Here is a 24,524-nt window from a genome sequence, read left to right as displayed (position 1 = left end):
CACAACTATGCTGCCCATCAATCGCTCGCAACATCCTGTTTTTGCATTGCTCTTTGCGATGCTATTTTTCTTCGCCACGGCGCCGCTGACCTGGGCCCGCGCCGATAACAGCAACGATATTCCCTCGCGCGGCGATGTTCAGTCGCAGCTCGACACGCTGAACAAACAAAAAGATCTCTCCCCTCAGGAGAAACTCATCCAGCAGGATCTGACAGAAACGCTGGAAACGCTGGATAAAATTGAACGCGTAAAAGCAGAAACGGTCCAGCTTCGCCAGAAGGTGGCGCAGGCACCTGAAAACATGCGTAAGGCCACCGACGCGCTGAATGCCCTCAGCGATGTGGATAACGACGACGAGACGCGCAAGACGCTCTCGACGCTCTCCTTACGTCAGCTCGAGTCCCGCGTGGCTCAACTGCTCGACGACCTGCAAACCGCGCAGTCGGATCTCGCAACGTATAACAGCCAGCTTGTCTCTCTGCAGACCCAGCCCGAGCGCGTGCAAAACGCGATGTACGCAGCGTCTCAGCAGCTGCAGCAAATCCGCAACCGCCTCAACGGCACGACGGTAGGCGAAGGCACGCTGCGCCCGACGCAGAATACCCTGCTGCTGGTGCAGCAGACGTTGCTCAATGCGCAAATCGAACAGCAGCGTAAAAGCCTGGAAGGGAATACGGTGCTGCAGGACACCCTGCAGAAACAGCGCGATTACGTCACCGCGAATATTAATCGCCTCGAACACCAGCTTCAGCTGCTGCAGGAAGCGGTCAACAGCAAGCGCCTGACGCTAACGGAAAAAACCGCCCAGGAGGCCGTATCGCCTGACGAAACCGCCCGCATTCAGGCGAATCCGCTGGTGAAACAGGAGCTCGAGGCCAACCACCAGCTTAGCCAGCGCCTGATACTGGCGACCGAAAACGGCAACTCGCTGGTTCAGCAAAATATCAAGGTGAAGAACTGGCTGGATCGCGCCCTGCAGGCTGAACGCAACATCAAAGAGCAGATTGCTGTTCTGAAGGGCAGCCTCCTGCTGTCGCGTATTCTCTACCAGCAGCAGCAGACGCTTCCGTCCGCCGACGAGCTGGAGGACATGACCAACCGCATTGCGGATTTACGTCTGGAACAGTTTGACGTCAACCAGCAGCGCGATGCCCTTTTTCAGAGCGATACCTTTGTCGCCAAAATTGAAGAGGGGCATTCCAGCGACGTGAACCCGGAAGTGCACGACGCGCTGCTCCAGGTCGTGGATATGCGTCGCGAACTGCTGGACCAGCTCAATAAACAGCTGGGTAACCAGCTAATGATGGCCATTAACCTGCAAATCAACCAGCAGCAGCTGGTGAGCGTCTCGAAAAGTCTGCAGGAAATCCTGACCCAGCAGATTTTCTGGGTGAACAGCAACAAGCCGATGGACTGGGACTGGGTCAAATCCTTCCCTGAGACGCTGAAAACGCAGATCAAGAGCATGAAGATCACCGTAAACTGGGAGAAAGCCTGGCCTGCGGTAATGATTGCTTTCCTGGCCGGTTTACCGCTGCTGCTGATTGCCGGCCTGATCCGCTGGCGTCTGGGCTGGCTGAAAAAATACCAGGCGAAGCTGGCCTCCGAAGTAGGGCAGCTGCGCAACGATAGCCAGCTCCATACGCCAAAAGCGATTCTGATCGATCTCATCCGCGCCCTGCCGGTGTGCCTGATTATTCTGGCCGTGGGGCTGATTCTGCTCACCATGCAGCTCAACGTCAGCGACCTGCTGTGGGCGTTCAGTAAAAAACTGGCGCTGTTCTGGCTGGTGTTTGGCGTGTGCTGGAAGGTGCTGGAAAAAGACGGCGTGGCGGTGCGTCATTTCAACATGCCTGCGCAGCTGACCAGCCACTGGCGTCGGCAGATTGTGCGCATCAGCCTGGCGCTCCTGCCGCTGCACTTCTGGTCGGTTGTTTCTGAGCTTTCCCCGCTGCATCTGATGGATGATGTGCTGGGCCAGCTGGTGATCCTGCTGAACCTGCTGCTGATTGCGATCCTGATGTGGCCGATGTGCCGCGACAGCTGGCGTGATAAAGAGTCCCACAATATTCGCCTGGTCACCGTGACGGTGCTGGCGATCATTCCGCTGGCGCTGATGGTGTTGACGGCAACGGGTTACTTCTATACCACGCTGCGCCTGTCCGGGCGCTGGATTGAAACGGTCTATCTGGTGATCGTCTGGAACCTGCTTTATCAGACCGTGCTGCGCGGCCTGAGCGTGGCGGCCCGCCGCATTGCCTATCGCCGCGCCATCGCGCGTCGTCAGCATCAGGTGAAAGAGGGGGCCGAAGGCGCTGAGCCGCAGGAAGAGCCGACCATCGCGCTGGAGCAGGTTAACCAGCAGACGCTGCGCATTACCATGCTGGTGATGATCGCCCTGTTTGCGGTGATGTTCTGGGCTATCTGGTCCGATCTTATTACCGTTTTCGCCTATCTCGACAGTATTACCCTCTGGCAATACAACGGTACCGAAGCGGGCGCTGCGGTCATGAAAAGCGTGACCATGGGCAGCCTGCTGTTTGCACTGGTGTCGTCGGTGGTCGCCTGGGCTCTGATCCGCAACTTGCCAGGCCTGCTTGAAGTGCTGCTCCTGTCACGTCTGAATCTCCGCCAGGGGGCGTCCTACGCCATTACCACGATCCTCAACTACGTGATCATTATTGTTGGGGCGATGACGGTCTTTGGCTCGCTTGGCGTCTCGTGGGATAAACTGCAGTGGCTGGCGGCGGCCCTCTCGGTCGGTCTTGGTTTTGGCCTGCAGGAGATCTTCGGTAACTTCGTGTCCGGCCTGATCATCCTGTTCGAACGTCCGGTACGTATCGGCGATACCGTCACTATCGGCACGTTCTCGGGAACGGTTAGCAAGATCCGTATTCGCGCTACCACCATTACCGACTTCGATCGTAAAGAGGTGATCATCCCGAACAAAGCGTTCGTGACCGAGCGTCTGATCAACTGGTCGCTCTCGGATACGGTAACGCGCGTGGTGATCCGCCTGGGCGTAGCCTATGGATCGGATCTGGATAAGGTGAAAGAGGTGCTGTTGAAGGCGGCGTCTGAGCATCCGAAAGTGATGCACGATCCGGCTCCGGCGGTGTTCTTTACCACCTTTGGGCCGAGTACGCTGGATCACGAGCTGCGTTTATACGTGCGTGAACTGCGCGACCGCAGCTACACGGTGGATGAGCTTAATCGCTCTATCGATCGTCTGTGTCGTGAAAACGATATTAATATCGCCTTCAACCAGCTTGAGGTTCACCTGCGTAACGAGAAAGGTGATGAGCATACGGAAGTGAAGCGCGACATTAAGGGCGACGACCCGACTCCGGCTTAATCTATTTTCCCTCTCCCACAGGGAGAGGGTTAGGGTGAGGGGGAAGTTTCCCCTCAAAATCCCGCCGCACAATCTCCAGCGCTTTAAGCACCGTCCCGGCGGGGATCTGATGATTCTCCAGCAGCATAATCAAATCGACGGCCAGCTTGACCTCATCGGGTGCATTTTCCAGTGACATGGGTGTGGCTCCTGTTAACGGGTCAAACGTTCAATGACGCGCTCAATTTCATCCAGCGCCTGACGGCAGCGGACGATGCGCCCTTCCAGCGCGCTAATCTCGCGCATCAATAGCTGCTGCTCTTCCAGCGTTTCGCTGTGGTTCAGACGCACCTCGCGTTCGCGCTTCATCTCAAACAGCCGGCGCTCAAACTCCTGGTTCTCCAGCCGCTTGCGCTGCCATTTACCGAGCCCCGGCGAGGCGCTGTCCCAGGCGCGCAGCGGCCAGGCGGTAATTTCGCGATGCAGGGCGGTGATCTGCTCAGTGAGATGCTCCGCAAGCCACGCCACCTGCTCCTGCCGTTCACTCTCCACCGCATGGCGAAGCTCGTCGAGGTTCGTCTGCGCTTCAGCAAGATAATCCTGAATGACGGTGCTGCGGGTACGAAAAAGCTGCCGGTCAAAGCGCGGCTTCAGCGTGACGTGCCCCATTAGCGGCGTGGCTTGCTCCCGCAGAGCAATCAGCTGATTTTGCAGCCTCTCAAGAAGCAGTGCTGTTTTCAAGGCGCTCTCCAGTGGTAAAGTAGCCGTTCAGTTTGATAACGATTCGCATTATGCAGCGTACTATTTTAATCATCATTGGCTGGCTCGCGGTAGTGCTTGGCACGCTGGGGGTGTTTTTACCCTTGCTGCCGACCACGCCGTTTATCCTGCTTGCGGCCTGGTGCTTCGCCCGCTCGTCGCCGCGTTTTCACCACTGGCTGCTCTACCGCTCATGGTTTGGCGGCTATCTGCGGCACTGGCAAAAACACCGGGCCATGCCGCCCGGCGCGAAGCCGCGCGCGATCGCAGTGCTCCTTATCACCTTCGCTATTTCATTATGGCTGGTGAAAATGATGTGGGTGCGGATCCTGCTGCTGGTCATCCTGATCTGTCTGCTTATCTTTATGTGGCGGATCCCCGTGGTTGATGAAAAGCAACAAAAGCACTGAAGCCTCATCATGGCTGTTGCAATTATCACGCGCAGCCAGTAAATTCGACCGTTTTCGAGCACAGGTGCGCCTGGTCAAAGGTTAAACAATTGTTGCCTTGGCCGACTCGTTGCGCGCTGTGAGTAACACTGTTTCATTTAGGCAAAACCGATGACCGCAACTGCACAGCAGCTTGAATATCTGAAAAACAGCATCAAAAGCATCCAGGACTATCCAAAGCCTGGCATTCTTTTCCGTGATGTCACCAGCTTGCTGGAAGACCCGAAAGCGTACGCGCTCAGCATTGAACTGCTGGTCGAGCGTTATAAAAACGCCGGGATCACCAAAGTAGTAGGTACCGAAGCCCGTGGCTTCCTGTTTGGCGCACCGGTTGCGCTGGCAATGGGCGTGGGTTTTGTGCCGGTGCGTAAGCCGCGCAAGCTGCCGCGTGAAACCATCGCAGAAAGCTACGAGCTGGAGTACGGCACCGATCAGCTTGAGATCCACGTTGACGCGATCAAGCCTGGCGACAAAGTGCTGGTGGTTGACGATCTGCTGGCGACCGGCGGCACCATTGAAGCGACCGTGAAGCTGATCCGCCGTCTGGGTGGCGAAGTGACCGACGCGGCCTTCATCATCAACCTGTTCGATCTCGGCGGCGAACAGCGCCTGGAAAAACAGGGTATTACCAGCTACAGCCTGGTGCCTTTCCCGGGTCACTAATCCCGGTTTTCACAACCTCGCTCAATGGGTGAGGTTGTGATAGCATTCCCCTCCATAAATTCACCTTCCAGCGTTGCAGAGCCTGCCCATGAGTTATCAGGTGTTAGCCCGTAAATGGCGACCACAAACCTTTGCTGACGTTGTCGGTCAGGAACATGTGCTGACGGCCCTGGCGAACGGCTTGTCGCTAGGTCGCATCCATCACGCCTATCTTTTTTCCGGCACCCGCGGCGTCGGTAAGACCTCTATTGCCCGTTTGCTGGCAAAAGGTCTCAACTGCGAAACCGGGATTACCGCCACGCCGTGCGGCGTGTGTGATAACTGTCGGGAGATCGAGCAGGGGCGTTTTGTCGATCTGATCGAGATCGACGCTGCCTCGCGCACTAAAGTGGAAGATACGCGCGACCTGCTGGACAACGTCCAGTACGCCCCGGCGCGCGGCCGCTTCAAGGTCTACCTGATCGATGAAGTGCACATGCTGTCGCGCCACAGCTTTAACGCCCTGCTGAAGACGCTGGAAGAGCCGCCCGCGCACGTGAAGTTCCTGCTGGCGACTACCGATCCGCAAAAGCTGCCGGTCACGATTTTATCGCGCTGCCTGCAGTTCCATCTGAAGGCGTTGGACGTCGAACAGATCCGCGCGCAGCTTGAGCATATTCTTGATGAAGAGAAGATTGTTCACGAACCGCGCGCCCTGCAGCTGCTGGCCCGCGCGGCGGACGGCAGCCTGCGTGATGCGCTCAGCCTGACCGACCAGGCGATTGCCAGCGGTGACGGGAAGCTTTCCACCGAGGCGGTCAGCACCATGCTCGGCACGCTGGATGACGATCAGGCGCTGTCGCTTATCGAAGCGATGATTGCCGCCAACGGCGAACGCGTGATGTCGCTGGTGAATACCGCCGCTGCCCGGGGTATTGAATGGGAAGGACTGCTGGTTGAGATGCTCAGCCTGCTGCACCGCGTGGCGATGCTGCAGCTTTCTCCGTCCGCCATCGGTGCGGATATGGCCACCATTGAACAGCGGATGCGTGAGCTTGCGCGCACCGTGCCGCCTGCCGACGTGCAGCTTTATTACCAGACGCTGCTGATTGGCCGCAAAGAGTTACCGTTCGCGCCGGACCCGAGGATGGGCGTTGAAATGACGCTGCTGCGCGCGCTGGCGTTTCATCCGCGTATGCCATTGCCGGAGCCGGAAGTGCCGCGGCAGTCTTTCGCGCCGGTCGCCCCTACGGCGGTGATGTCGCCGCAGCAGGTCCCACCGCAGACGACACCGCCGCCGCAGCAAAACGTGCCGCTGTCGGATGCCACCAGTTCGGTGCTTGCCGCACGCAGCCAGCTGCAGCGTGCGCAAGGAGTAACCAAACCAAAAAAGAGTGAACCGGCAGCGCCAGGAAGAGCGCGGCCGGTGAACAACGCCGCGCTTGAACGACTGGCCTCGGTAACGGAGCGCGTACAGTCGCGTCCGGCACCGTCCTCGCTCGAGCAGAAAGCCCCGGTGAAAGAAGAGGCTTACCGCTGGAAGGCAACCACCATCACCGAAGCGGTGAAGGAAGAGGTCGCCACGCCGAAAGCGCTGAAAAAGGCGCTGGAGCATGAAAAAACGCCGGAGCTTTCCGCGAAGCTTGCCGAAGAGTCCATCGCGCGCGACGCCTGGGCCGCCGAGGTCAGCAAACTTCAGCTGCCTAAGCTGGTGGAGCAGGTCGCGCTGAACGCCTGGAAAGAGCAGGACGGCAATCAGGTACGTCTGCACCTGCGTCCGGGCCAGCGGCACCTCAATTCCCCTGGCGCGCAAAAGGCGCTGGCCGAGGCGCTCGCCGCATTACAGGGTGCGCCGGTTGAATTGACTATCATTGAAGATGATAATCCGGCAGTGAAAACGCCGCTCGAGTGGCGCCAGGCCATTTATGAAGAGAAGCTCGCGCAGGCGCGCGAGGCGATTATTGCGGATAACAACATTCAGACCCTGCGCCGGTTTTTCGACGCCGATCTGGATGAAGAGAGTATTCGCCCCATTTGATCGTGAGTCTGACTTACGGTTGTAATCCCTTAAACGTGAAAGAAGAGAGAAGCCTATGTTTGGTGGAAAAGGCGGTCTGGGTGGCCTGATGAAGCAGGCTCAGCAGATGCAGGAAAAAATGCAGAAGATGCAGGAAGAGATCGCTCAGCTGGAAGTCACGGGTGAGTCCGGAGCCGGTCTGGTCAAGGTGACCATCAACGGTGCGCACAACTGCCGTCGCGTTGAAATCGACCCGAGCCTGCTCGAAGACGACAAAGAGATGCTGGAAGATCTGGTTGCAGCCGCGTTTAACGATGCTGCGCGCCGTATCGACGAAACTCAGAAAGAGAAAATGGCCTCCGTTTCCAGCGGCATGCAGCTGCCGCCTGGCTTCAAGATGCCATTCTGATGCAAACCAGTCCGCTGCTCACGCAGTTAATGGAAGCACTGCGCTGCCTGCCGGGCGTTGGCCCGAAGTCGGCGCAGCGCATGGCGTTTACGCTATTGCAGCGCGACCGCAGCGGCGGGATGCGCCTGGCGCAGGCTTTAACCCGCGCCATGTCAGAAATCGGTCACTGTGCGGATTGCCGTACCTTTACCGAGCAGGACGTGTGTAACATCTGCACGAACCCGCGTCGTCAGGAAAACGGCCAGATTTGCGTGGTGGAGAGTCCGGCGGACATCTACGCCATCGAACAAACCGGGCAGTTTTCCGGCCGCTATTTCGTGCTGATGGGGCATCTCTCCCCGCTGGACGGTATTGGCCCGGACGATATCGGTCTTGACCGCCTTGAACAGCGTCTTGAGTCCGAAACGATCAAAGAGGTGATCCTCGCCACCAACCCCACGGTGGAAGGGGAGGCAACCGCCAACTACATCGCCGAGCTGTGCTCGCAGTATGGCGTTGACGCCAGCCGCATCGCCCACGGCGTGCCGGTCGGCGGCGAGCTGGAGATGGTGGACGGCACCACGCTGTCGCACTCTCTGGCCGGACGTCACAAGATTATTTTCTGACCAAACGGAGGCTGCGCGCGCGGCCTCCGCTTGAAAATTTCCCCCCGTATCCCCATCTCTCACTCAACGTTTTAAAACCCCATTAAATGGCATTGTTGAGGTCGACATAGATGAAAGGACAAGAAACCCGTGGTTTCCAGTCAGAAGTAAAACAGCTTCTGCACCTGATGATCCATTCCCTGTATTCCAACAAAGAAATTTTCTTGCGTGAGCTGATTTCCAACGCCTCGGATGCGGCGGACAAGCTGCGCTTCCGCGCGCTGTCTAACCCGGATCTGTACGAAGGCGACGGCGAGCTGCGCGTGCGCGTCTCGTTTAATAAAGAGAACCGCACTCTGACTATCGCCGATAACGGCATCGGGATGAACCGCGACGAGGTGATCGACCACCTCGGGACCATCGCGAAATCCGGCACCAAGGCGTTCCTGGAGTCCATGGGCTCAGACCAGGCGAAAGATAGCCAGCTGATCGGCCAGTTCGGCGTCGGTTTCTACTCGGCGTTCATCGTGGCGGATAAAGTCACCGTGCGCACCCGCGCGGCGGGCGACAGCGCTGAAAACGGCGTGCTGTGGGAATCCAAAGGGGAAGGCGAATACACCGTTGATGACATCACCAAAGCGGACCGCGGCACCGAAATCACCCTGCACCTGCGTGAAGGCGAAGATGATTTCCTGAACGACTGGCGCGTGCGCTCCATCATCAGCAAATATTCCGACCATATCGCCCTGCCGGTTGAGATTGAAAAACAGGAAGAGAAGGACGGTGAAACCATCGTTTCCTGGGAGAAAATCAATAAGGCGCAGGCGCTGTGGACGCGCAACAAGGCTGAAATTAAGGACGACGAGTACAACGAATTCTACAAGCACATCGCCCACGATTTTACCGACCCGCTGACCTGGAGCCACAACCGTGTGGAAGGCAAGCAGGAGTACACCAGCCTGCTGTACATCCCGGCACAGGCGCCGTGGGACATGTGGAACCGCGATCACAAGCACGGCCTGAAGCTGTACGTGCAGCGCGTCTTCATCATGGACGATGCCGAGCAGTTCATGCCGAACTACCTGCGCTTCGTGCGTGGTCTGATAGATTCCAACGACCTGCCGCTGAACGTCTCCCGTGAAATTCTGCAGGACAGCGCCGTCACCCGTAACCTGCGCAACGCCCTGACCAAACGTGCGCTGCAGATGCTGGAAAAACTGGCGAAAGACGATGCGGAAAAATATCAGACCTTCTGGAAACAGTTCGGTCTGGTGCTGAAAGAAGGCCCGGCTGAAGACATGGCGAACGTTGAAACCATCGCCAAACTGCTGCGCTTCGCCTCTACGCACAGCGACTCCTCCGCTCAGACCGTGTCGCTGGAAGAGTACGTCTCCCGCATGAAAGAAGGGCAGGAGAAGATCTACTACATCACTGCCGACAGCTACGCCGCGGCGAAGAGCAGCCCGCACCTGGAGCTGCTGCGTAAGAAAGGCATCGAAGTGCTGCTGCTTTCTGACCGCATCGACGAGTGGATGATGAACTACCTGACCGAGTTCGACGGTAAGGCGTTCCAGTCCGTTGCCAAAGCCGACGAGTCTATCGACAAGCTGGCGGATGAAGTTGACGAAAGCGCGAAAGAAGCCGAGAAGGCGCTGGAGCCGTTCGTTGAGCGCGTGAAAACCCTGCTGGGCGACCGCGTGAAAGAGGTGCGTTTCACTCACCGTCTGACCGACACCCCGGCCATCGTCACGACCGATGCCGACGAAATGAGCACCCAGATGGCGAAGCTGTTCGCGGCAGCGGGCCAGGCGGTACCGGAAGTGAAATATATCTTTGAGCTTAATCCGGATCATCCGCTGGTGAAACGCGCGGCGGATACCCAGGACGACGCCCGCTTTGCCGAGTGGGTTGAACTGCTGCTGGATCAGTCCCTGCTGGCCGAACGCGGCACGCTGGAAGATCCTAACCTCTTCATTAAACGTGTGAATGCGCTGCTGCTGGCGTAATTGACCACGCCTCCCCTGGTCTTCTCCCTCTCCCTGTGGGAGAGGGCCGGGGTGAGGGGATCAGACCGCACAACTCCAAATAATCACCCCTCATTAACCGTTTCAGCCTTCCCGCCTTCCTTGAGCGATGCCCGTTCTGGTGGTATTGTTTAGCGCTTTTGAAAAATTGAAACGACTTTTGAGGGGATTTTCGCAATGCGTATTATTCTGCTTGGCGCTCCGGGCGCGGGTAAAGGAACTCAGGCTCAGTTCATCATGGAGAAATACGGTATTCCGCAAATCTCCACCGGTGATATGCTGCGCGCCGCTGTTAAATCTGGCTCCGAGCTGGGTAAACAGGCGAAAGACATCATGGACGCAGGCAAGCTGGTGACCGACGAGCTGGTGATTGCTCTGGTTAAAGAGCGCATTGCTCAGGAAGACTGCCGTAACGGCTTCCTGCTGGACGGCTTCCCACGCACCATTCCTCAGGCTGACGCCATGAAAGAAGCGGGCATCAACGTGGACTACGTTCTGGAGTTCGACGTACCGGACGAGCTGATCGTTGACCGCATCGTTGGCCGTCGCGTACACGCTGCTTCTGGCCGTGTTTACCACATCAAATTCAACCCGCCTAAGGTTGAAGGCAAAGACGACGTGACCGGCGAAGAGCTGACCACCCGTAAAGACGATCAGGAAGAGACCGTGCGTAAACGCCTGGTGGAATACCATCAGATGACCGCGCCGCTGATCGGCTACTACACCAAAGAAGCGCAGGCGGGTAACACCAAATACGCCAAAGTTGACGGCACCAAAGCCGTGGCTGACGTACGTGCAGAGCTGGAAAAAATCCTCGGCTAATCGCGCGCCTCTCACCCGGGCTCCCGGGTGAGAAATATTCTCATCTTACCTATTACAGCAATGGGTTTCGTTTAAACGCATTTCCGCTACAATTGACAACCTATCAAATGGTTAAGAGGCGTGAATGAGTCAGGCGAAAACCGGCATCCTGCTTGCCAATCTGGGCACTCCAGAAGCACCTACATCAGACGCGGTAAAACGCTACCTGCGACAATTTTTAAGCGACACGCGCGTCGTGGATTTCCCGCGACTGCTGTGGTGGCCGCTGCTGCGTGGCGTCATTCTGCCGATTCGTTCCCCGCGCGTCGCCAAACTTTATCAGTCCGTCTGGATGGAAGAGGGCTCGCCGCTGATGGTCTACAGCCGTCGTCAGGAAAAAGCGCTGGCCGCCCGCCTGCCGGAGATGCCTGTCGCGCTCGGCATGAGCTACGGCAAACCCTCTCTGGAAAGCGCGGTGGAATCACTGCTGGCGCAGGGCGTGGACCATATCGTCGTGCTGGCGCTCTACCCGCAGTACTCCTGCTCGACCGTGGCCGCCGTCTGGGACGAGCTGGCCCGCATACTGGCGACCCGCCGCCGCATTCCGGGCGTGACCTTTATTCGCGACTACGCGGATAACGAGCTCTACATCAAGGCGCTTGCTAACAGCGCGCGCGCGTCGTTTGAAAAGCACGGTGAGCCGGATCTGCTGCTGCTCTCCTATCACGGGATCCCGCAGCGCTTCGCCAATGAAGGGGATGATTACCCGCAGCGCTGCCGCGATACCACCCGCGAGCTGGTCTCCGCCCTTGGCCTGCCGCCGGAGAAGGTGATGATGACCTTCCAGTCGCGCTTCGGCCGCGAGCCGTGGCTGACGCCATACACCGATGAAACCCTCAAAATGCTCGGCGAGAAGGGCGTGAAGCATATTCAGGTGATGTCGCCGGGCTTCTCGGCAGACTGTCTGGAAACGCTGGAGGAGATCGCGGTGCAAAACCGGGAATTTTTCCTGGAGGCTGGCGGCGAAAAGTACGAGTACATTCCGGCGCTTAACGACTCGCCTGAGCATATTGACATGATGGTCTCGCTGGTAACGAACGGTCGCTAATCGCACTTCGGGCCGGGTTTGTGCTACCATTCCCGGCCCATATTCTTCGTACAGTTCAGACCATGAAATTTCCCGGTAAACGCAAATCCAAACACTACTTCCCCGTCGATGCCCGCGATCCGCTCCTGCAGCAAATCCAGCCAGAAAATGAAACCAGCGCGGCCTGGGTCGTCGGTATCGACCAGACGCTGGTGGACATTGAAGCGAAAGTGGATGATGCGTTTGTCGCCCGTTATGGTCTGAGTGCCGGCCACTCGCTGGTCATTGAAGACGACGTTGCCGAAGCGTTGTATCAGGAGCTGGTGCGCGAAAACCTGATTACCCACCAGTTCGCCGGCGGTACCATCGGCAATACCATGCACAACTACTCCGTGCTGGCAGACGACCGTTCGGTGCTGCTCGGCGTGATGTGCAGCAACATTGAAATCGGCGGCTATGCCTACCGCTATCTCTGCAACACCTCCAGCCGCACCGATTTGAACTACCTGCAGGGCGTCGACGGCCCGATTGGCCGCTGCTTTACCCTGATCGGTGAATCCGGCGAGCGCACCTTCGCCATCAGCCCGGGTCATATGAACAAGCTGCGCGCCGAGAGTATTCCGGAAGAGGTGATTGCGGGTGCCTCGGCGCTGGTGCTGACTTCCTATCTGGTGCGCTGTAAGCCGGGCGAGCCGATGCCGGAAGCGACCATGAAGGCGATTGAGTACGCGAAGAAGTACGACGTGCCCGTCGTTCTTACACTGGGTACTAAATTCGTTATCGCCGATAATCCTGAATGGTGGCAGGCGTTCCTGAAAGAGCACGTCTCGATTCTGGCGATGAACGAAGAAGAGGCCGAAGCGCTGACCGGCGAAAGCGATCCGCTGCTGGCGTCTGACAAAGCGCTGGACTGGGTGGATCTGGTGCTCTGCACCGCGGGCCCGGTTGGGCTGTATATGGCAGGCTTCACGGAAGAAGAGAGCAAACGCAAAACCCAGCACCCGCTGCTGCCCGGCGCGATTGCCGAGTTTAACCAGTACGAGTTCAGCCGCGGCATGCGTTATAAAGATTGCATTAACCCGCTGCGCATCTACTCGCACATCGCCCCTTACATGGGCGGACCGGAGAAGATCATGAACACCAACGGCGCGGGCGACGGTGCGCTGGCCGCGCTGCTGCACGACATTACCGCCAATGCCTACCACAAAACCAACGTGCCGAATTCCAGCAAGCATAAGTTCAGCTGGCTGACCTATTCGTCGCTGGCGCAGGTATGCAAGTACGCCAACCGCGTAAGCTATCAGGTGCTGAACCAGCACTCACCGCGCTTAACGCGTGGCCTGCCTGAACGGGAAGACAGCCTCGAAGAGGCTTATTGGGACAGGTAAAATCAAAACGGCAACCCAGGTTGCCGTTTTTAGTGTTTATTCCCTCTCCCTGTGGGAGAGGGCAAGGGTGAGGGGACCAGATCGCACCAAACTTACCCCGTCACCGCCTCTTCAACCGGTGGTTTCTCCAGCAGCGTCAGCATGGTGTTAGCAATCTCGCGCTCGCCCATCACCACTTTATCTGCACCGCGCTCGGTAATGTACTCCACCTCGTCGTCATAGTGCGCCCGGGCGATAATCTCAATCGTTGGGCACTTCGCGCGCGCGGAGGCCACAATCTCACCCGCTTCATAGCCGTTGGGTATGGTCAGCAGCAGCCAGCGGGCGCAGTCCAGATGCGCCAGATTCATGATCTCTTCGTTCGCCGCGTTGCCCAGTACCGCACGAATACCGCGCTCGCGAAGCTCGTCGACGCGGGTGCGTGAGGTTTCAATCACCACCAGCGGAATGCCCTGCGCCATCAGCTTCTCGCCGAGCAGGCTGCCCACGCGGCCAAAGCCGACCAGCAGGGCATGATTGCAAATATCAACCGGGATCTGCTTCTCTTCTTCAATGGCTTCTTCAAGCGTCTGCTCTTCCAGCGTTTCGGTTTTATCGAGGTATTTTTCCAGCAGGGCAAACAGCACCGGGTTCAGCATAATCGACAGGATCGCCCCCGCCAGCACCAGGTTTTGTCCCGCCTGCGGCAGCAGGTTCAGGGCCATGCCCAGACCGGCCAGAATAAAGGCGAACTCACCGATCTGCGCCAGGCTGGCGGCAATGGTCAGCGCCGTACGCGGGGAGTGGCCGAACATCCGCACCAGGAAGAAGGCGGCAAGCGACTTACCAAAAATAATGATTGCCAGCGTGCCCAGCACGGCCAGCGGCTGCTGGATCAGCACCAGAGGATCGAACAGCATCCCGACGGAGACGAAGAACAGCACGGCAAACGCATCGCGCAGCGGCAGCGTGTCGTGCGCCGCACGGTGGCTCAGCTCTGACTCGTTTAACACCATCCCGGCGAAGAACGCACCCAGGGCAAAGGAGACATCAAACAGCTCAACGGCACCAAAGGCGATACCCAGCGCCAGCGCCAGCACGGAGAGGGTGAACAGCTCGCGGGAGCCGGTTGCCGCGCTGCGGGACATGATCCACGGTACCAGACGGCGGCCCACCAGCATCATGATGGCGATAAACGCCACCACTTTACCGATGGTGATGCTCATATCCAGCGCCAGCGAGGCGAAGCCGACGTTGTCTTTTTCCATCATCCCGGCGACGGCGGGCAGCAGCACCAGCGTCAGGACCATGACCAGATCTTCAACAATCAGCCAGCCAATCGCGATCTGCCCGCGCTGGCTGTCAATCAGCTGTCTCTCCTCAAGCGCGCGCAGCAGCACCACGGTACTGGCGGTTGAGAGACACAGCCCAAATACGATGCCGGTCATCAACGACCAGCCCAGCACGGCCGAAAGCGCCATCCCAAGCAGCGTCGCCACCCCTATCTGGGCGATCGCTCCCGGTATGGCAATCGACTTTACCGCCATCAAATCCTTCAGGGAAAAATGCAGACCGACGCCAAACATCAGCAGAATCACGCCCAATTCCGCCAGCTCAGGGGCCAGTTTGGTATCCGCAACAAAACCTGGGGTAAACGGTCCCGCCAGCACACCTGCCAGCAGATAACCGACAAGAGGAGAAATACGCAGTTTATTGGCAATCATGCCGAGGATAAAAGCGAGCACAAGTCCACCAACAATGGTGGTGATAAGCGGTGTGGCGTGGTGCATTCCGTCTCCTTTCGTTGTGGGTGTTCCTTTTTGGTGAAAAACCAAAAAACCGAGTAATAGTTTATGACAATTTTTACCCTTATGTTTATGAATAATTGTTGAAGTTTGAATAAAACAGCAATATGCACGTAAAAAAGCGCATTTTGATAAATTCAGCGAGTGGAGAAAGAAGAAACCCTTATGGCATCAGGGTGTCAGGCAGCCAAAGTCAAACTTTGGCTGCCCGTAATTTACGCTTTGTGGCGGTTATCAGGCAGGAATATGGTCAACATCCCAAGAAGTGGCAGGAAAGCGCAGATTTTATAAACCAGGAAGATGCTGGTGTGATCCGCAACCATTCCTAAAACCGCTGCCCCAAGCCCCCCCATGCCGAAAGCGAAACCGAAAAACAGTCCGGAAACCATACCGATACGTCCGGGCAGCAGCTCCTGGGCATAGACCAGAATGGCGGAAAACGCGGAGGCGAGGATAAAACCAATAATCACGGTTAAAATGCCCGTCCATTCAAGGCTGGCGTACGGCAAAATGAGGGTAAAGGGCGCCACGCCGAGGATAGAGCCCCAAATGACATATTTCCGCCCGATCTTATCACCCACGGGCCCGCCAATGACCGTACCGGTCGCGACGGCGAACAGGAAGGCAAACAGGTGGATCTGCGCGTTTTGTATCGATAATCCGAATTTTTGCATCAGATAAAAGGTGTAATAGCTGCTGATGCTCGCCATATAGAAGTATTTCGAGAAAATCAGCACCAGCAGGACGGAAACCGCCAGGATAACCTTATTGCGCGGCAGGGGATTGATAACCTTCGCTTTAGGTTTTCCTTTATTCACGCGATGCTGAGCGGCATACCAGCGGCTAATCTGTGCCAGCACGATAATCGCCAGCAGCGCGGCCAGCACAAACCACGCCACGTTGCCTTTACCGTACGGGGCAATAATCACCGCGGCCAGCAGCGGGCCGAGAGAGCTACCAAAATTACCGCCCACCTGGAAAAGTGACTGCGCCAGGCCATGACGACCGCCGGACGCCATGCGCGCCACGCGGGAAGACTCCGGATGGAACACGGACGAGCCGGTGCCTACCAGCGCGGCGGCAATCAGCACGGCTTCAAAACTCCCGGCCATGGCCAGCAGCACCAGCCCGCTTAAGGTAAAGCACATGCCAACCGGCAGCGACCACGGCATCGGGTATTTATCCGTCCAGTAGCCCACCACCGGCTGCAGCAGCGAGGAAGCCAGCTGGAAGGTCAGGGTGATCATCCCGATCTGCACGAAGGTTAACGAAAATTCGGACTGCAGTAGCGGGTAAATTGCCAGAATCAACGACTGGATCATATCGTTGAGCAGGTGCGAGAGACTGATTGCGCCTAAGACTTTAAAGGAGGTGCGCGACGCCGGCGCGCCCGGAACGGGCTGAGTTGATTCACTGATTGCCATAGAGAGAAGTACCACGTCTTTAGTTATTAGAGGTGCAGGGTGTAATTATTATCCGACTAACATACCCGCCCGGGACATTTGAAGAAAGTCGCAATTCTGAAAACTTATTTGTCTATTCTTATTAGTCACTGTAATTTCTGCCTTTGTCTATTGGTCAGGGAGAGAGAAGATGAAGTTAATGAAGCGGGGCGTCGCGCTGGCGCTCATCGCGGCGTGGGGGCTGGTAAGCCTGCCCGCGCAGGCGTATGAAAAAGACAAAACCTATAAAATCACCATTCTGCATACCAACGACCACCACGGCCATTTCTGGCGCAGTGAATACGGCGAATATGGCCTGTCGGCACAAAAAACGCTGGTGGATGGAATACGTAAAGAGGTGGCGGCCCAGGGGGGCAGCGTGCTGTTGCTCTCAGGCGGCGATATCAATACCGGCGTGCCGGAATCCGACCTGCAGGACGCCGAGCCCGATTTCCGCGGCATGAACCTGATTGGCTACGACGCGATGGCCGTCGGTAACCATGAGTTTGATAATCCGCTGAGCGTCCTGCGTCAGCAGGAGAAGTGGGCCAAATTCCCGTTCCTCTCCGCCAACATTTACCAGAAAAGCACCGGCGAACGCCTGTTCAAGCCGTGGGCGCTGTTTAAGCGTCAGGATCTGAAGATCGCGGTCATCGGCTTAACCACCGACGACACGGCGAAAATTGGCAATCCCGAGTTCTTTACCGATATCGAATTTCGCAAACCGGCAGACGAAGCGAAGCTGGTGATTCAGGAGCTGCAGCAAAACGAAAAGCCGGACGTGATTATCGCCACCACCCACATGGGGCACTACGACAACGGTGAGCACGGCTCCAATGCGCCGGGCGACGTGGAGATGGCGCGCAGCCTGCCGGCGGGCTCGCTGGCGATGATTGTGGGTGGTCACTCACAGGATCCGGTATGCATGGCATCCGAGAACAAAAAGCAGGTGGACTATGTCCCGGGGACGCCGTGCGCGCCGGACCGTCAGAACGGTATCTGGATCGTACAGGCGCACGAGTGGGGCAAATACGTGGGCCGGGCGGACTTTGAGTTCCGTAACGGCGAGATGAAGCTGGTTCATTATCAGCTTATCCCGGTCAACCTGAAGAAGAAAGTGACCTACCCGGACGGGAAGAGCGAGCGCGTACTTTACACGCCAGAAATCGCAGAAAACCAGCAGATGCTCTCCCTGCTGACGCCGTTCCAGAACAAAGGCAAGGCGCAGCTGGACGTGAAAATCGGCACGCTGAACGGGCGTCTGGAGGGGGACCGCAGTAAAGTTCGCTTCGTGCAGACCAACATGGGGCACCTGGTGCTGGCGGCGCAAATGGCGCGCACCGGGGCTGATTTTGGGGTGATGAGCGGCGGCGGTATTCGAGATTCCATCGAAGGTGGAAACATCACCTATAAAGACGTTCTGAAGGTGCAGCCGTTCGGCAACGTAGTGGTTTATGCTGACATGAGCGGGAAAGAGGTTGTTGAGTACCTGACCGCCGTGGCGCAGATGAAGCCGGATTCCGGGGCCTATCCACAGTTTGCCAACGTGAGCTTCGTAGCGAAAGACGGCAAGCTTAACGACCTGAAGATCAAAGGCGAACCGGTTGACCCGGCGAAAACCTACCGTCTGGCAACGTTAAGCTTTAATGCCACCGGCGGCGACGGCTATCCGCATATTGATAATAAGCCGGGATACGTGAATACCGGCTTTATCGATGCGGAAGTGCTGAAGCAGTATATCGAGCAGAATTCGCCGATTGACGTGAATGCGTATGAGCCGAAAGGTGAGGTGAGCTGGCAGTAGTGCGGTTGTGTTGCCGGGTGGCGACTTCGCCTTACCCGGCCTGCATTCGAATCGTAGGCCCGGTAAGCGCAGCGCCACCGGGCAATTTGCTCAATCCCGTCGCGCAATATCCGCAAACTTCGCGTCCAGCATTTTCGCCAGATCTCCCGCCGCCAGCTCAATGTCCAGCCCGCGCTTGCCGCCGGATATAAAGATGGTGTCAAATTCCTGTGAAGGAGAATCGATCAGCGTCGGCAGGCGTTTTTTCTGTCCGAGCGGACTGATCCCGCCCACCAGGTAGCCCGTGGTGCGTTGCGCCACCATGGGATCCGCCATATCCACCTTCTTCGCCCCCAGCGCTTTGGCGACCTTCTTCAGATCCAGCTGTCCTGCCACGGGCGTCACCGCGACGGCGAGGTGCTTCATATCGCCGTTCACCGCCACCAGCAGCGTTTTATAAACCTGGTCAGCGTTCAGCCCCAGCTTGCGCACCACTTCATCACCAAAGTTGGTTTCATTCGGATCGTGATCGTAGGTGTGGATCCGGAAAGAAATGTTGTTTTTTTCGAGTAATTTAACGGCGGGAGTCATAGCTATCCTTCTTACGACAGACAATTCATGCAGCCAGCATACGCCTGACGTTTGTCTAAAAAATAGCACCATCTTGCGCAATAGTATTGGCAGTGATGGTCACTTTGAGCGACAATCGGCTCAACCGAAGGTCTCCTTCGGCATAATAAAAACGATGAAATTCCTCTTTGACGGGCCAATAGAAATATTGGCCATTTTTTTATTTCAGCAACGACGGCAAGTTCCCTTCCCCGTACAAATGTAACGCCCCAACCGCCACCACGTAATGCCCCGCAGGTAAAGCATGCAGCGTCTCTCGCCAGGCTTTGTTACGCGCATTCATCAGCACATCATACAGCGATTCGCTGAACGTTGATGGTAACGCCAGCCTGCCGTCCGCTGGCGGCGCATCCAGCCACCAGCCAATCATCGTTTGCAGCAGGCGCGCGTTGGTGTGCCAGTGGGTCAGCGTATCATCCAGCAGCATCAGGCCGTCGTCGGGAAGCTGTCTCAGGAGGGCAATCTGGCTGTCCGTTCCTTCCAGCTCGATGATGGGCAGGCTGCGCGCCCTTGCCGCGTTCAGCAGCTGGTAATCAATGCCGTAGTCACCGCGCAGGCCCAGACACTGCGCCTGCGTGGCCTGCAGTATCATCGCGATTTGCCACAGCGGCAGGGTGTCAATCATGGAGAGCGAGACGCCCGTCTCATCGGCGACGCGCGTCAGTTCCGCAAGCTTGGCATCATCCAGACGTTCCGCCAGGCTGAGATCGCTTTCGAGCCCGGCAAACGGCGACTCCTGACCCGAAATGTCCGCCTCAACGACCAGCGCGTCGGCGTGTTTAAGCAGTTTTATCAGGCCCGAGGGCAGGGGAGACATATCCTGCGTGCCCATATGGATGCTGCCGACCAGGTGCAGGTGCTGCCCGCCGGGAAGCGAGATATCCAGACCGGGCCAGGCATAACGGCGAGGAAAGAGGGCGCGAAACGATGTTTTTATACGATGAAACAGACCCATACGCGCTCCATGAACAGAAAGGCTCATGCTAGCGCGTACGGGTACAAGGTTCAATCCTTCGGTTTAAACCGCAGCAGGCGGTTGGCGTTACTTACCACGGTAATGGAGGAGAGCGCCATTGCCGCACCCGCGACCACCGGGTTAAGCAGCGTGCCGGTCAGCGGCCACAAAATGCCGGCAGCAATCGGGATGCCGAGCGAGTTGTAGATAAACGCCCCCAGCAGGTTCTGCTTCATGTTGCGCAGCGTGGCTTTTGAAATGGCCAGCGCGTCGGCAACGCCCATCAGGCTGTGGCGCATCAGCGTGATGGCTGCGGTTTCGATGGCGACATCGCTCCCGCCGCCCATTGCGATCCCCACGTCCGCCTGGGCCAGCGCCGGGGCATCGTTAATGCCGTCGCCGACCATCGCCACCTGACGGCCCTGACTTTGCAGTTTCTTGATGGCGTCCGCTTTGCCGTCCGGCAGTACGCCTGCAATGACCTCATCAATTCCTGCCTCTTTCGCGATGGCGTTGGCGGTGGTCGGGTTATCCCCGGTCAGCATCACCAGACGGTAGCCCGCACGGTGCAGGCGCTGTAAGGCATCCACGCTGTCCTGGCGAAGCGGATCGCGCACGGCCAGCAGCGCGGCGGCTTTGCCATCCACCGCCAGCAGAACCGGGGTGGCGCCCTGTGACGCCTGCGCCTTCAGCTCGTTTTCCAGCGCGGCGGTATCAATACCGTTTTCATTGAGCAACGCCTGATTGCCCAGCAGCAGCGCGTGGTCTTCTGCTTCACCGCTCACGCCGAGCCCGCGCAGGGTGCGGAAATTGCTCACCTGCGGCAGGGCAGACGCATTGGCTTTATCGAGAATGGCGCGCGCCAGCGGATGGCTTGAGCCTTGCTCCAGCGCGGCGGCAAGCCGCAGCGCCTCTTCTTCGGTAATGCCAGCGGTCGTAACGGCGACCACCTGTGGTTTACCTTCGGTCAGCGTGCCGGTTTTATCAAACACCAGCGTGTCCAGGGTGCTGGCCCGCTGCAGCGCGTCCGCGTCCCGCACCAGTACGCCAAATTCGGCCGCGCGGCCTACGCCGGAGATAATCGACATCGGCGTCGCGAGGCCCAGGGCGCAAGGACAGGCGATGATCAGCACCGTGGTGGCGATCACCAGGGTATACACAATCTGCGGTGCAGGGCCGAAAAAATACCAGATAGCCGCGCTCAGCAGGGCAATGCCGACCACCACCGGCACAAAAATGGCCGAGATTTTATCAGCAAGCTGGCCAATCTCCGGCTTGCTGCTCTGGGCCTGGCGCACCATGCGAATAATACGCGACAGCGTGGTGTGGCTGCCGACGGCACTGGCGGTAAACAGCACGCTGCCGTCCTGCACCACCGTACCGGCATGCACGGCGTCGCCATCTGATTTCTGCTGGGGAATAGGCTCCCCGGTCAGCATCGCTTCATCCAGCCAGGCTTCGCCCTGGGTTATCTTACCGTCAACGGGAACGCGGTCCCCCGTGGTCAGACGCAGCGTCATGCCGGGCTGAACCTCGGCCAATGGAACGCTCTTTTCCCCCTCGTCCGTGACCACGCGGGCCGTCGGCGGGGTTAAATCAAGCAATCTTTCCAGCGCTTTCGAGGAGCGCTGGCGGGCGCGGGCTTCCAGCATATGGCCTAAGTTGATCAGGCCGATAATCATTGCGCTCGCTTCATAATAGAGATGCCGCGCTTCCATCGGGAACCACTGTGGCCAGACGTTGACGCTCATCGAATAGAGCCACGCCGCGCCGGTACCGAGCGCAACCAGCGTATCCATCGTCGCGGTGCGGTTTTTCAGGCTCTTCCAGGCGCTGGTATAGAAATGACCGCCTGCGAATACCATCACCGCCAGGGTAATCAGACCGATCGCCAGCCACAGGGTGCGGTTGTCAGCGGTGACCATCATATTGTCACCCATCATGCCCCACACCATCACCGGAATACCCACCAGCAGGGCGACGATGGCCTGCCAGCGGAAGCGCTTCATGGTGGCGATAGCCGTTTCCTGCTGGCGCTCGCGACGCTCTGCATCATCTTCGATGGCCTCCGCGCCGTAGCCCGCTTTCTCAACGGCCTGCACTAATTCTGCGGCGGAGGCACTGCCCATCACCAGCGCAGTACGCTCCGCAAGATTAACCCGTGCCTGGGCGACGCCCGGTACCGCCTGCAGGGCGTTTTGTACCCGGGAGACGCAGCTGGCGCAGCTCATGCCGTTGATCAGCAGCTGTTGGCTGTCATCAATATCATCCGCTACCGGAAGCTCAGGAGTGGCCGCTGTCAGTGCTTCCGACGGGGATGATGACTCTGCCAGCGGTTTAGCCTTTGGGTGGCTTAACTCCGCCCCGTAACCGGCCTGCTTGATGGTATCGATCAGCGCATCCGCGCTGGCGCTGCCGGTGACGGCGGCATGATCGATAGTCACGTCAGCGCTTTCCACATCAGGGCGCTGTTCCAGGCTTTCTTTAACGCGTTTGACGCAGTGGCCGCAGGAGAGGCCGTCCAGCGTCAGGTCGATAGTGTGAGACATAACAAAACTCCCGTATAATGAACTGGTCAGTAGTTGACCGGAGTAACGCTTTTCGCTAACTGTTATGAAGGTTAAACCTTCCATCAAGGGGAAGGTCAAGGGGGAATTGTGAATATCAGTGACGTGGCAAAAAAAACCGGCTTAACCAGCAAAGCGATTCGCTTTTATGAAGAGAAGGGGCTGGTCACGCCGCCGCTGCGCAGTGAAAACGGCTACCGCAGCTACACGCAGCTGCATCTGGATGAGCTGACGCTGCTTCGCCAGGCAAGACAGGTTGGTTTTAATCTGGAAGAGTGCGGCGAGCTGGTTAATCTGTTCAACGATCCGAAGCGTCACAGCGCCGACGTGAAAAAACGCACGCTGGAAAAGGTGGCCGAAATTGAACGCCACATCGTCGAGCTGCAGGCGATGCGCGAACAGCTGCTGCAGCTCGCGGACTCCTGTCCGGGGGATGACAGCGCCGACTGCCCGATTATCGATAACCTTGCCGGCTGCTGCCACCGAAAAACCCACGCTTAGCAGGCTTTTACCCGCAGGGTAATGCCTTCTACCGCAATGACCTCCACCCGCGTGCCGGCGCTGAGGTCATCGTCGGCCACCACTGGCCACGAGCTGTCGCCCACCCGCATGTGCCCGCGCCCGTTCACCAGCGCGGTGTCGAGCGTAAAACGTTTGCCGACAATCTGCTGTCCGCGCTGGTTAAGGTGGGCGTCGACCGGTTTCTGCTCTTTGACCCGCCGGTTAAGCCAGCGCCACCACAGCCAGGCGGCCACCAGCGTCAGCGCGGCGAACAGCGCGCCCTGCCACGCCCAGTCCAGGGGAAGGATCCAGACCAGAAGACCCGTAATGACGGCGGCAACACCGCTCCAGAGCAGGTAGCCGTTGCCGCCCAGCATCTCCGCCGCCAGCAATAAGCCACCGAGGCTTAGCCAGAAGGCGTGAGGATGTGCAACGATGAGCTCAATCATTTTTTACGCTCGTTTCCGCTGTCCTTGATCAGTTCGGCTATGCCCGCGATAGAGCCCATCAGGCTGCTGGCGTCCAGCGGCATCATCACCACTTTGCTGTTGTTCGCCGAGCCAATCTCTTTCAGCGCGTCGGTATATTTTTGCGCGACAAAGTAGTTCACGGCCTGGATATCACCGGCGGCGATTGCCTCGGACACCATCTGGGTGGCGCGGGCTTCCGCTTCGGCTGAACGTTCACGCGCTTCCGCCTGCAAAAACGCGGACTGACGGTCGCCTTCCGCTTTCAGGATCTGCGACTGTTTTTCACCTTCCGCTTTGAGGATCTCCGCCTGGCGTACCCCTTCGGCTTCCAGAATATAGGCGCGCTTGGTTCGCTCGGCCTTCATCTGGGCGTTCATGGAGGCAATCAGCTCCGCTGGCGGGCGCACGTCGCGGATCTCAATACGGGTAACTTTGATCCCCCACGGGTTGGTGGCCTCATCGACAATGTGCAGCAGACGGGTGTTGATGCTGTCGCGCTGGGAAAGCATCTCGTCCAGCTCCATCGAGCCGAGCACGGTACGGATGTTGGTCATCGTCAGGTTGACGATCGCCAGCTCCAGGTTGCTGACCTCATAGGCCGCCTTCGGCGCGTCAATCACCTGAATAAAGCAGACGGCGTCGATGGTGACGTTGGCGTTATCCTTGGAGATTACTTCCTGGGACGGAATATCCAGAACCTGCTCCATCATGTTGATCTTGCGACCAATTCTGTCCATGAACGGAACAATCAGGCTTAAGCCTGGCTGGAGGGTATTGGTGTAGCGACCGAAACGCTCGACGGTCCACTGATAGCCCTGAGGGACAATTTTGACGCCGGCGCCTACGATAACCAGCGCAACGAAAATAAGGACAGGAACAACGATAAGCATAAAAACCT

At 57.9% G+C, this 24,524-nt stretch carries 21 protein-coding genes and 1 other annotated feature; of the genes, 12 read left to right on the top strand and 9 right to left on the bottom strand.

The genetic code is table 11. The annotated features are described in order from the left end of the window. Positions 1-7 precede the first annotated feature (7 nt). Positions 8-3,355: a mechanosensitive channel MscK gene (gene mscK, locus UR504_RS06510; protein ID WP_115874374.1), complete on the top strand. Its 3,348-nt coding sequence runs from the start codon at positions 8-10 to the stop codon at positions 3,353-3,355. Position 3,356: 1 nt separating this feature from the next. Here the strand turns inward: mscK and rsmS are convergent, their stop codons facing one another. Together rsmS and priC are read right to left on the bottom strand one after the other, a co-directional pair. Further along, the gene (rsmS, locus tag UR504_RS06505) at positions 3,357-3,533 is read right to left on the bottom strand and encodes a pleiotropic regulatory protein RsmS (RefSeq protein WP_127729803.1); all 177 of its coding nucleotides are present in this window, start codon (positions 3,531-3,533) and stop codon (positions 3,357-3,359) included. 14 nt (positions 3,534-3,547) lie between these two features. Continuing rightward, positions 3,548-4,075 (bottom strand): primosomal replication protein N'', encoded by a 528-nt coding sequence (priC, locus tag UR504_RS06500; RefSeq protein WP_127729805.1) that lies wholly within the window; start codon positions 4,073-4,075, stop codon positions 3,548-3,550. A 50-nt stretch (positions 4,076-4,125) separates the two neighbouring features. On the opposite strand from priC, the gene UR504_RS06495 reads away from it, so the two are divergent. From UR504_RS06495 to UR504_RS06455, 9 genes are all read left to right on the top strand, one after another. Then, positions 4,126-4,503 carry a DUF454 family protein gene (locus UR504_RS06495; protein WP_320739477.1) on the top strand — a complete coding sequence of 126 codons (378 nt, stop codon included), beginning with the start codon at positions 4,126-4,128 and terminating at the stop codon, positions 4,501-4,503. Positions 4,504-4,653: 150 nt separating this feature from the next. Further along, complete coding sequence (apt, locus tag UR504_RS06490) at positions 4,654-5,205, top strand: adenine phosphoribosyltransferase (RefSeq protein ID WP_000127359.1); 552 nt, start codon at positions 4,654-4,656, stop codon at positions 5,203-5,205. An 88-nt stretch (positions 5,206-5,293) separates the two neighbouring features. Next, complete coding sequence (gene dnaX / locus UR504_RS06485) at positions 5,294-7,222, top strand: DNA polymerase III subunit gamma/tau (protein ID WP_302234286.1); 1,929 nt, start codon at positions 5,294-5,296, stop codon at positions 7,220-7,222. Further along, positions 6,552-6,616 (top strand) — a sequence feature (DnaX frameshifting element). It overlaps the preceding gene by 65 nt. 55 nt (positions 7,223-7,277) lie before the next feature. Further along, positions 7,278-7,610 carry a YbaB/EbfC family nucleoid-associated protein gene (locus UR504_RS06480; RefSeq protein WP_003858972.1) on the top strand — a complete coding sequence of 111 codons (333 nt, stop codon included), beginning with the start codon at positions 7,278-7,280 and terminating at the stop codon, positions 7,608-7,610. Next, entirely contained in the window at positions 7,610-8,215 is a 606-nt protein-coding gene (gene recR, locus UR504_RS06475; protein WP_008499298.1) for a recombination mediator RecR, read from the top strand. Before UR504_RS06480 ends, recR begins: the two co-directional genes overlap by 1 nt. 110 nt (positions 8,216-8,325) lie before the next feature. Then, on the top strand, positions 8,326-10,200 hold the full coding sequence (gene htpG, locus UR504_RS06470) for a molecular chaperone HtpG (protein WP_115874379.1): 1,875 nt from the start codon (positions 8,326-8,328) through the stop codon (positions 10,198-10,200). Positions 10,201-10,395: 195 nt separating this feature from the next. Then, positions 10,396-11,040 carry an adenylate kinase gene (gene adk / locus UR504_RS06465; protein WP_006809841.1) on the top strand — a complete coding sequence of 215 codons (645 nt, stop codon included), beginning with the start codon at positions 10,396-10,398 and terminating at the stop codon, positions 11,038-11,040. A 124-nt stretch (positions 11,041-11,164) separates the two neighbouring features. Next, positions 11,165-12,127 (top strand): ferrochelatase, encoded by a 963-nt coding sequence (gene hemH, locus UR504_RS06460; protein WP_023616311.1) that lies wholly within the window; start codon positions 11,165-11,167, stop codon positions 12,125-12,127. Positions 12,128-12,189: 62 nt separating this feature from the next. After that, positions 12,190-13,494, top strand: a complete 1,305-nt coding sequence (locus tag UR504_RS06455) for an inosine/guanosine kinase (RefSeq protein ID WP_045909745.1) — start codon at positions 12,190-12,192, stop codon at positions 13,492-13,494. 92 nt (positions 13,495-13,586) lie between these two features. Here the strand turns inward: UR504_RS06455 and ybaL are convergent, their stop codons facing one another. Further along, the gene (gene ybaL, locus UR504_RS06450) at positions 13,587-15,263 is read right to left on the bottom strand and encodes a YbaL family putative K(+) efflux transporter (protein WP_045909744.1); all 1,677 of its coding nucleotides are present in this window, start codon (positions 15,261-15,263) and stop codon (positions 13,587-13,589) included. A gap of 230 nt (positions 15,264-15,493) precedes the next feature. Next, positions 15,494-16,702: an MFS transporter gene (locus UR504_RS06445; protein WP_274242243.1), complete on the bottom strand. Its 1,209-nt coding sequence runs from the start codon at positions 16,700-16,702 to the stop codon at positions 15,494-15,496. 169 nt (positions 16,703-16,871) lie between these two features. Here UR504_RS06445 and ushA point away from each other — a divergent pair, with 169 nt between their 5' ends. Continuing rightward, on the top strand, positions 16,872-18,524 hold the full coding sequence (gene ushA, locus UR504_RS06440; protein WP_143344776.1) for a bifunctional UDP-sugar hydrolase/5'-nucleotidase UshA: 1,653 nt from the start codon (positions 16,872-16,874) through the stop codon (positions 18,522-18,524). Positions 18,525-18,614: 90 nt separating this feature from the next. Here ushA and ybaK read toward each other — a convergent pair whose 3' ends face one another. From ybaK to copA, 3 genes are all read right to left on the bottom strand, one after another. Next, a complete protein-coding gene (ybaK, locus tag UR504_RS06435) occupies positions 18,615-19,094 on the bottom strand; it encodes a Cys-tRNA(Pro)/Cys-tRNA(Cys) deacylase YbaK (RefSeq protein WP_248172712.1) in 480 nt (159 codons plus the stop codon). Positions 19,095-19,293: 199 nt separating this feature from the next. Beyond that, positions 19,294-20,088: a TraB/GumN family protein gene (locus UR504_RS06430; RefSeq protein WP_302234291.1), complete on the bottom strand. Its 795-nt coding sequence runs from the start codon at positions 20,086-20,088 to the stop codon at positions 19,294-19,296. A 50-nt stretch (positions 20,089-20,138) separates the two neighbouring features. Next, positions 20,139-22,637 (bottom strand): copper-exporting P-type ATPase CopA, encoded by a 2,499-nt coding sequence (gene copA, locus UR504_RS06425; RefSeq protein ID WP_302234293.1) that lies wholly within the window; start codon positions 22,635-22,637, stop codon positions 20,139-20,141. A 108-nt stretch (positions 22,638-22,745) separates the two neighbouring features. Here copA and cueR point away from each other — a divergent pair, with 108 nt between their 5' ends. Next, complete coding sequence (cueR, locus tag UR504_RS06420) at positions 22,746-23,156, top strand: Cu(I)-responsive transcriptional regulator (protein ID WP_021241620.1); 411 nt, start codon at positions 22,746-22,748, stop codon at positions 23,154-23,156. On the opposite strand, the gene UR504_RS06415 is transcribed toward cueR, so the two are convergent. Then, positions 23,153-23,605, bottom strand: a complete 453-nt coding sequence (locus UR504_RS06415; RefSeq protein ID WP_032656590.1) for an NfeD family protein — start codon at positions 23,603-23,605, stop codon at positions 23,153-23,155. The two genes, cueR and UR504_RS06415, sit on opposite strands and share 4 nt — an antisense overlap. Beyond that, positions 23,602-24,516: an SPFH domain-containing protein gene (locus tag UR504_RS06410; protein ID WP_008499312.1), complete on the bottom strand. Its 915-nt coding sequence runs from the start codon at positions 24,514-24,516 to the stop codon at positions 23,602-23,604. Before UR504_RS06410 ends, UR504_RS06415 begins: the two co-directional genes overlap by 4 nt. Positions 24,517-24,524: the final 8 nt, after the last annotated feature.

The sequence above is a fragment of the Enterobacter sp. 241F3 genome (assembly GCF_034106785.1).
Lineage (GTDB): Bacteria > Pseudomonadota > Gammaproteobacteria > Enterobacterales > Enterobacteriaceae > Enterobacter > Enterobacter vonholyi.
Note: the sequence above shows the minus strand (reverse complement) of the source record. Positions and strands in the feature narration are given on the sequence as shown.

Bases quoted from the DNA above. Each gene is read 5' to 3' on its own strand.
- ushA (WP_143344776.1), top strand. From the start codon at position 16,872: ATGAAGTTAATGAAGCGGGGCGTCGCGCTGGCGCTCATCGCGGCGTGG.
- recR (WP_008499298.1), top strand. From the start codon at position 7,610: ATGCAAACCAGTCCGCTGCTCACGCAGTTAATGGAAGCACTGCGCTGC.
- UR504_RS06455 (WP_045909745.1), top strand. From the start codon at position 12,190: ATGAAATTTCCCGGTAAACGCAAATCCAAACACTACTTCCCCGTCGAT.
- dnaX (WP_302234286.1), top strand. From the start codon at position 5,294: ATGAGTTATCAGGTGTTAGCCCGTAAATGGCGACCACAAACCTTTGCT.
- UR504_RS06480 (WP_003858972.1), top strand. From the start codon at position 7,278: ATGTTTGGTGGAAAAGGCGGTCTGGGTGGCCTGATGAAGCAGGCTCAG.
- apt (WP_000127359.1), top strand. From the start codon at position 4,654: ATGACCGCAACTGCACAGCAGCTTGAATATCTGAAAAACAGCATCAAA.
- copA (WP_302234293.1), bottom strand. From the start codon at position 22,637: ATGTCTCACACTATCGACCTGACGCTGGACGGCCTCTCCTGCGGCCAC.
- hemH (WP_023616311.1), top strand. From the start codon at position 11,165: ATGAGTCAGGCGAAAACCGGCATCCTGCTTGCCAATCTGGGCACTCCA.
- UR504_RS06430 (WP_302234291.1), bottom strand. From the start codon at position 20,088: ATGGGTCTGTTTCATCGTATAAAAACATCGTTTCGCGCCCTCTTTCCT.
- UR504_RS06495 (WP_320739477.1), top strand. From the start codon at position 4,126: ATGCAGCGTACTATTTTAATCATCATTGGCTGGCTCGCGGTAGTGCTT.
- mscK (WP_115874374.1), top strand. From the start codon at position 8: ATGCTGCCCATCAATCGCTCGCAACATCCTGTTTTTGCATTGCTCTTT.
- UR504_RS06415 (WP_032656590.1), bottom strand. From the start codon at position 23,605: ATGATTGAGCTCATCGTTGCACATCCTCACGCCTTCTGGCTAAGCCTC.
- UR504_RS06445 (WP_274242243.1), bottom strand. From the start codon at position 16,702: ATGGCAATCAGTGAATCAACTCAGCCCGTTCCGGGCGCGCCGGCGTCG.
- ybaK (WP_248172712.1), bottom strand. From the start codon at position 19,094: ATGACTCCCGCCGTTAAATTACTCGAAAAAAACAACATTTCTTTCCGG.
- rsmS (WP_127729803.1), bottom strand. From the start codon at position 3,533: ATGTCACTGGAAAATGCACCCGATGAGGTCAAGCTGGCCGTCGATTTG.
- htpG (WP_115874379.1), top strand. From the start codon at position 8,326: ATGAAAGGACAAGAAACCCGTGGTTTCCAGTCAGAAGTAAAACAGCTT.
- ybaL (WP_045909744.1), bottom strand. From the start codon at position 15,263: ATGCACCACGCCACACCGCTTATCACCACCATTGTTGGTGGACTTGTG.
- adk (WP_006809841.1), top strand. From the start codon at position 10,396: ATGCGTATTATTCTGCTTGGCGCTCCGGGCGCGGGTAAAGGAACTCAG.
- UR504_RS06410 (WP_008499312.1), bottom strand. From the start codon at position 24,516: ATGCTTATCGTTGTTCCTGTCCTTATTTTCGTTGCGCTGGTTATCGTA.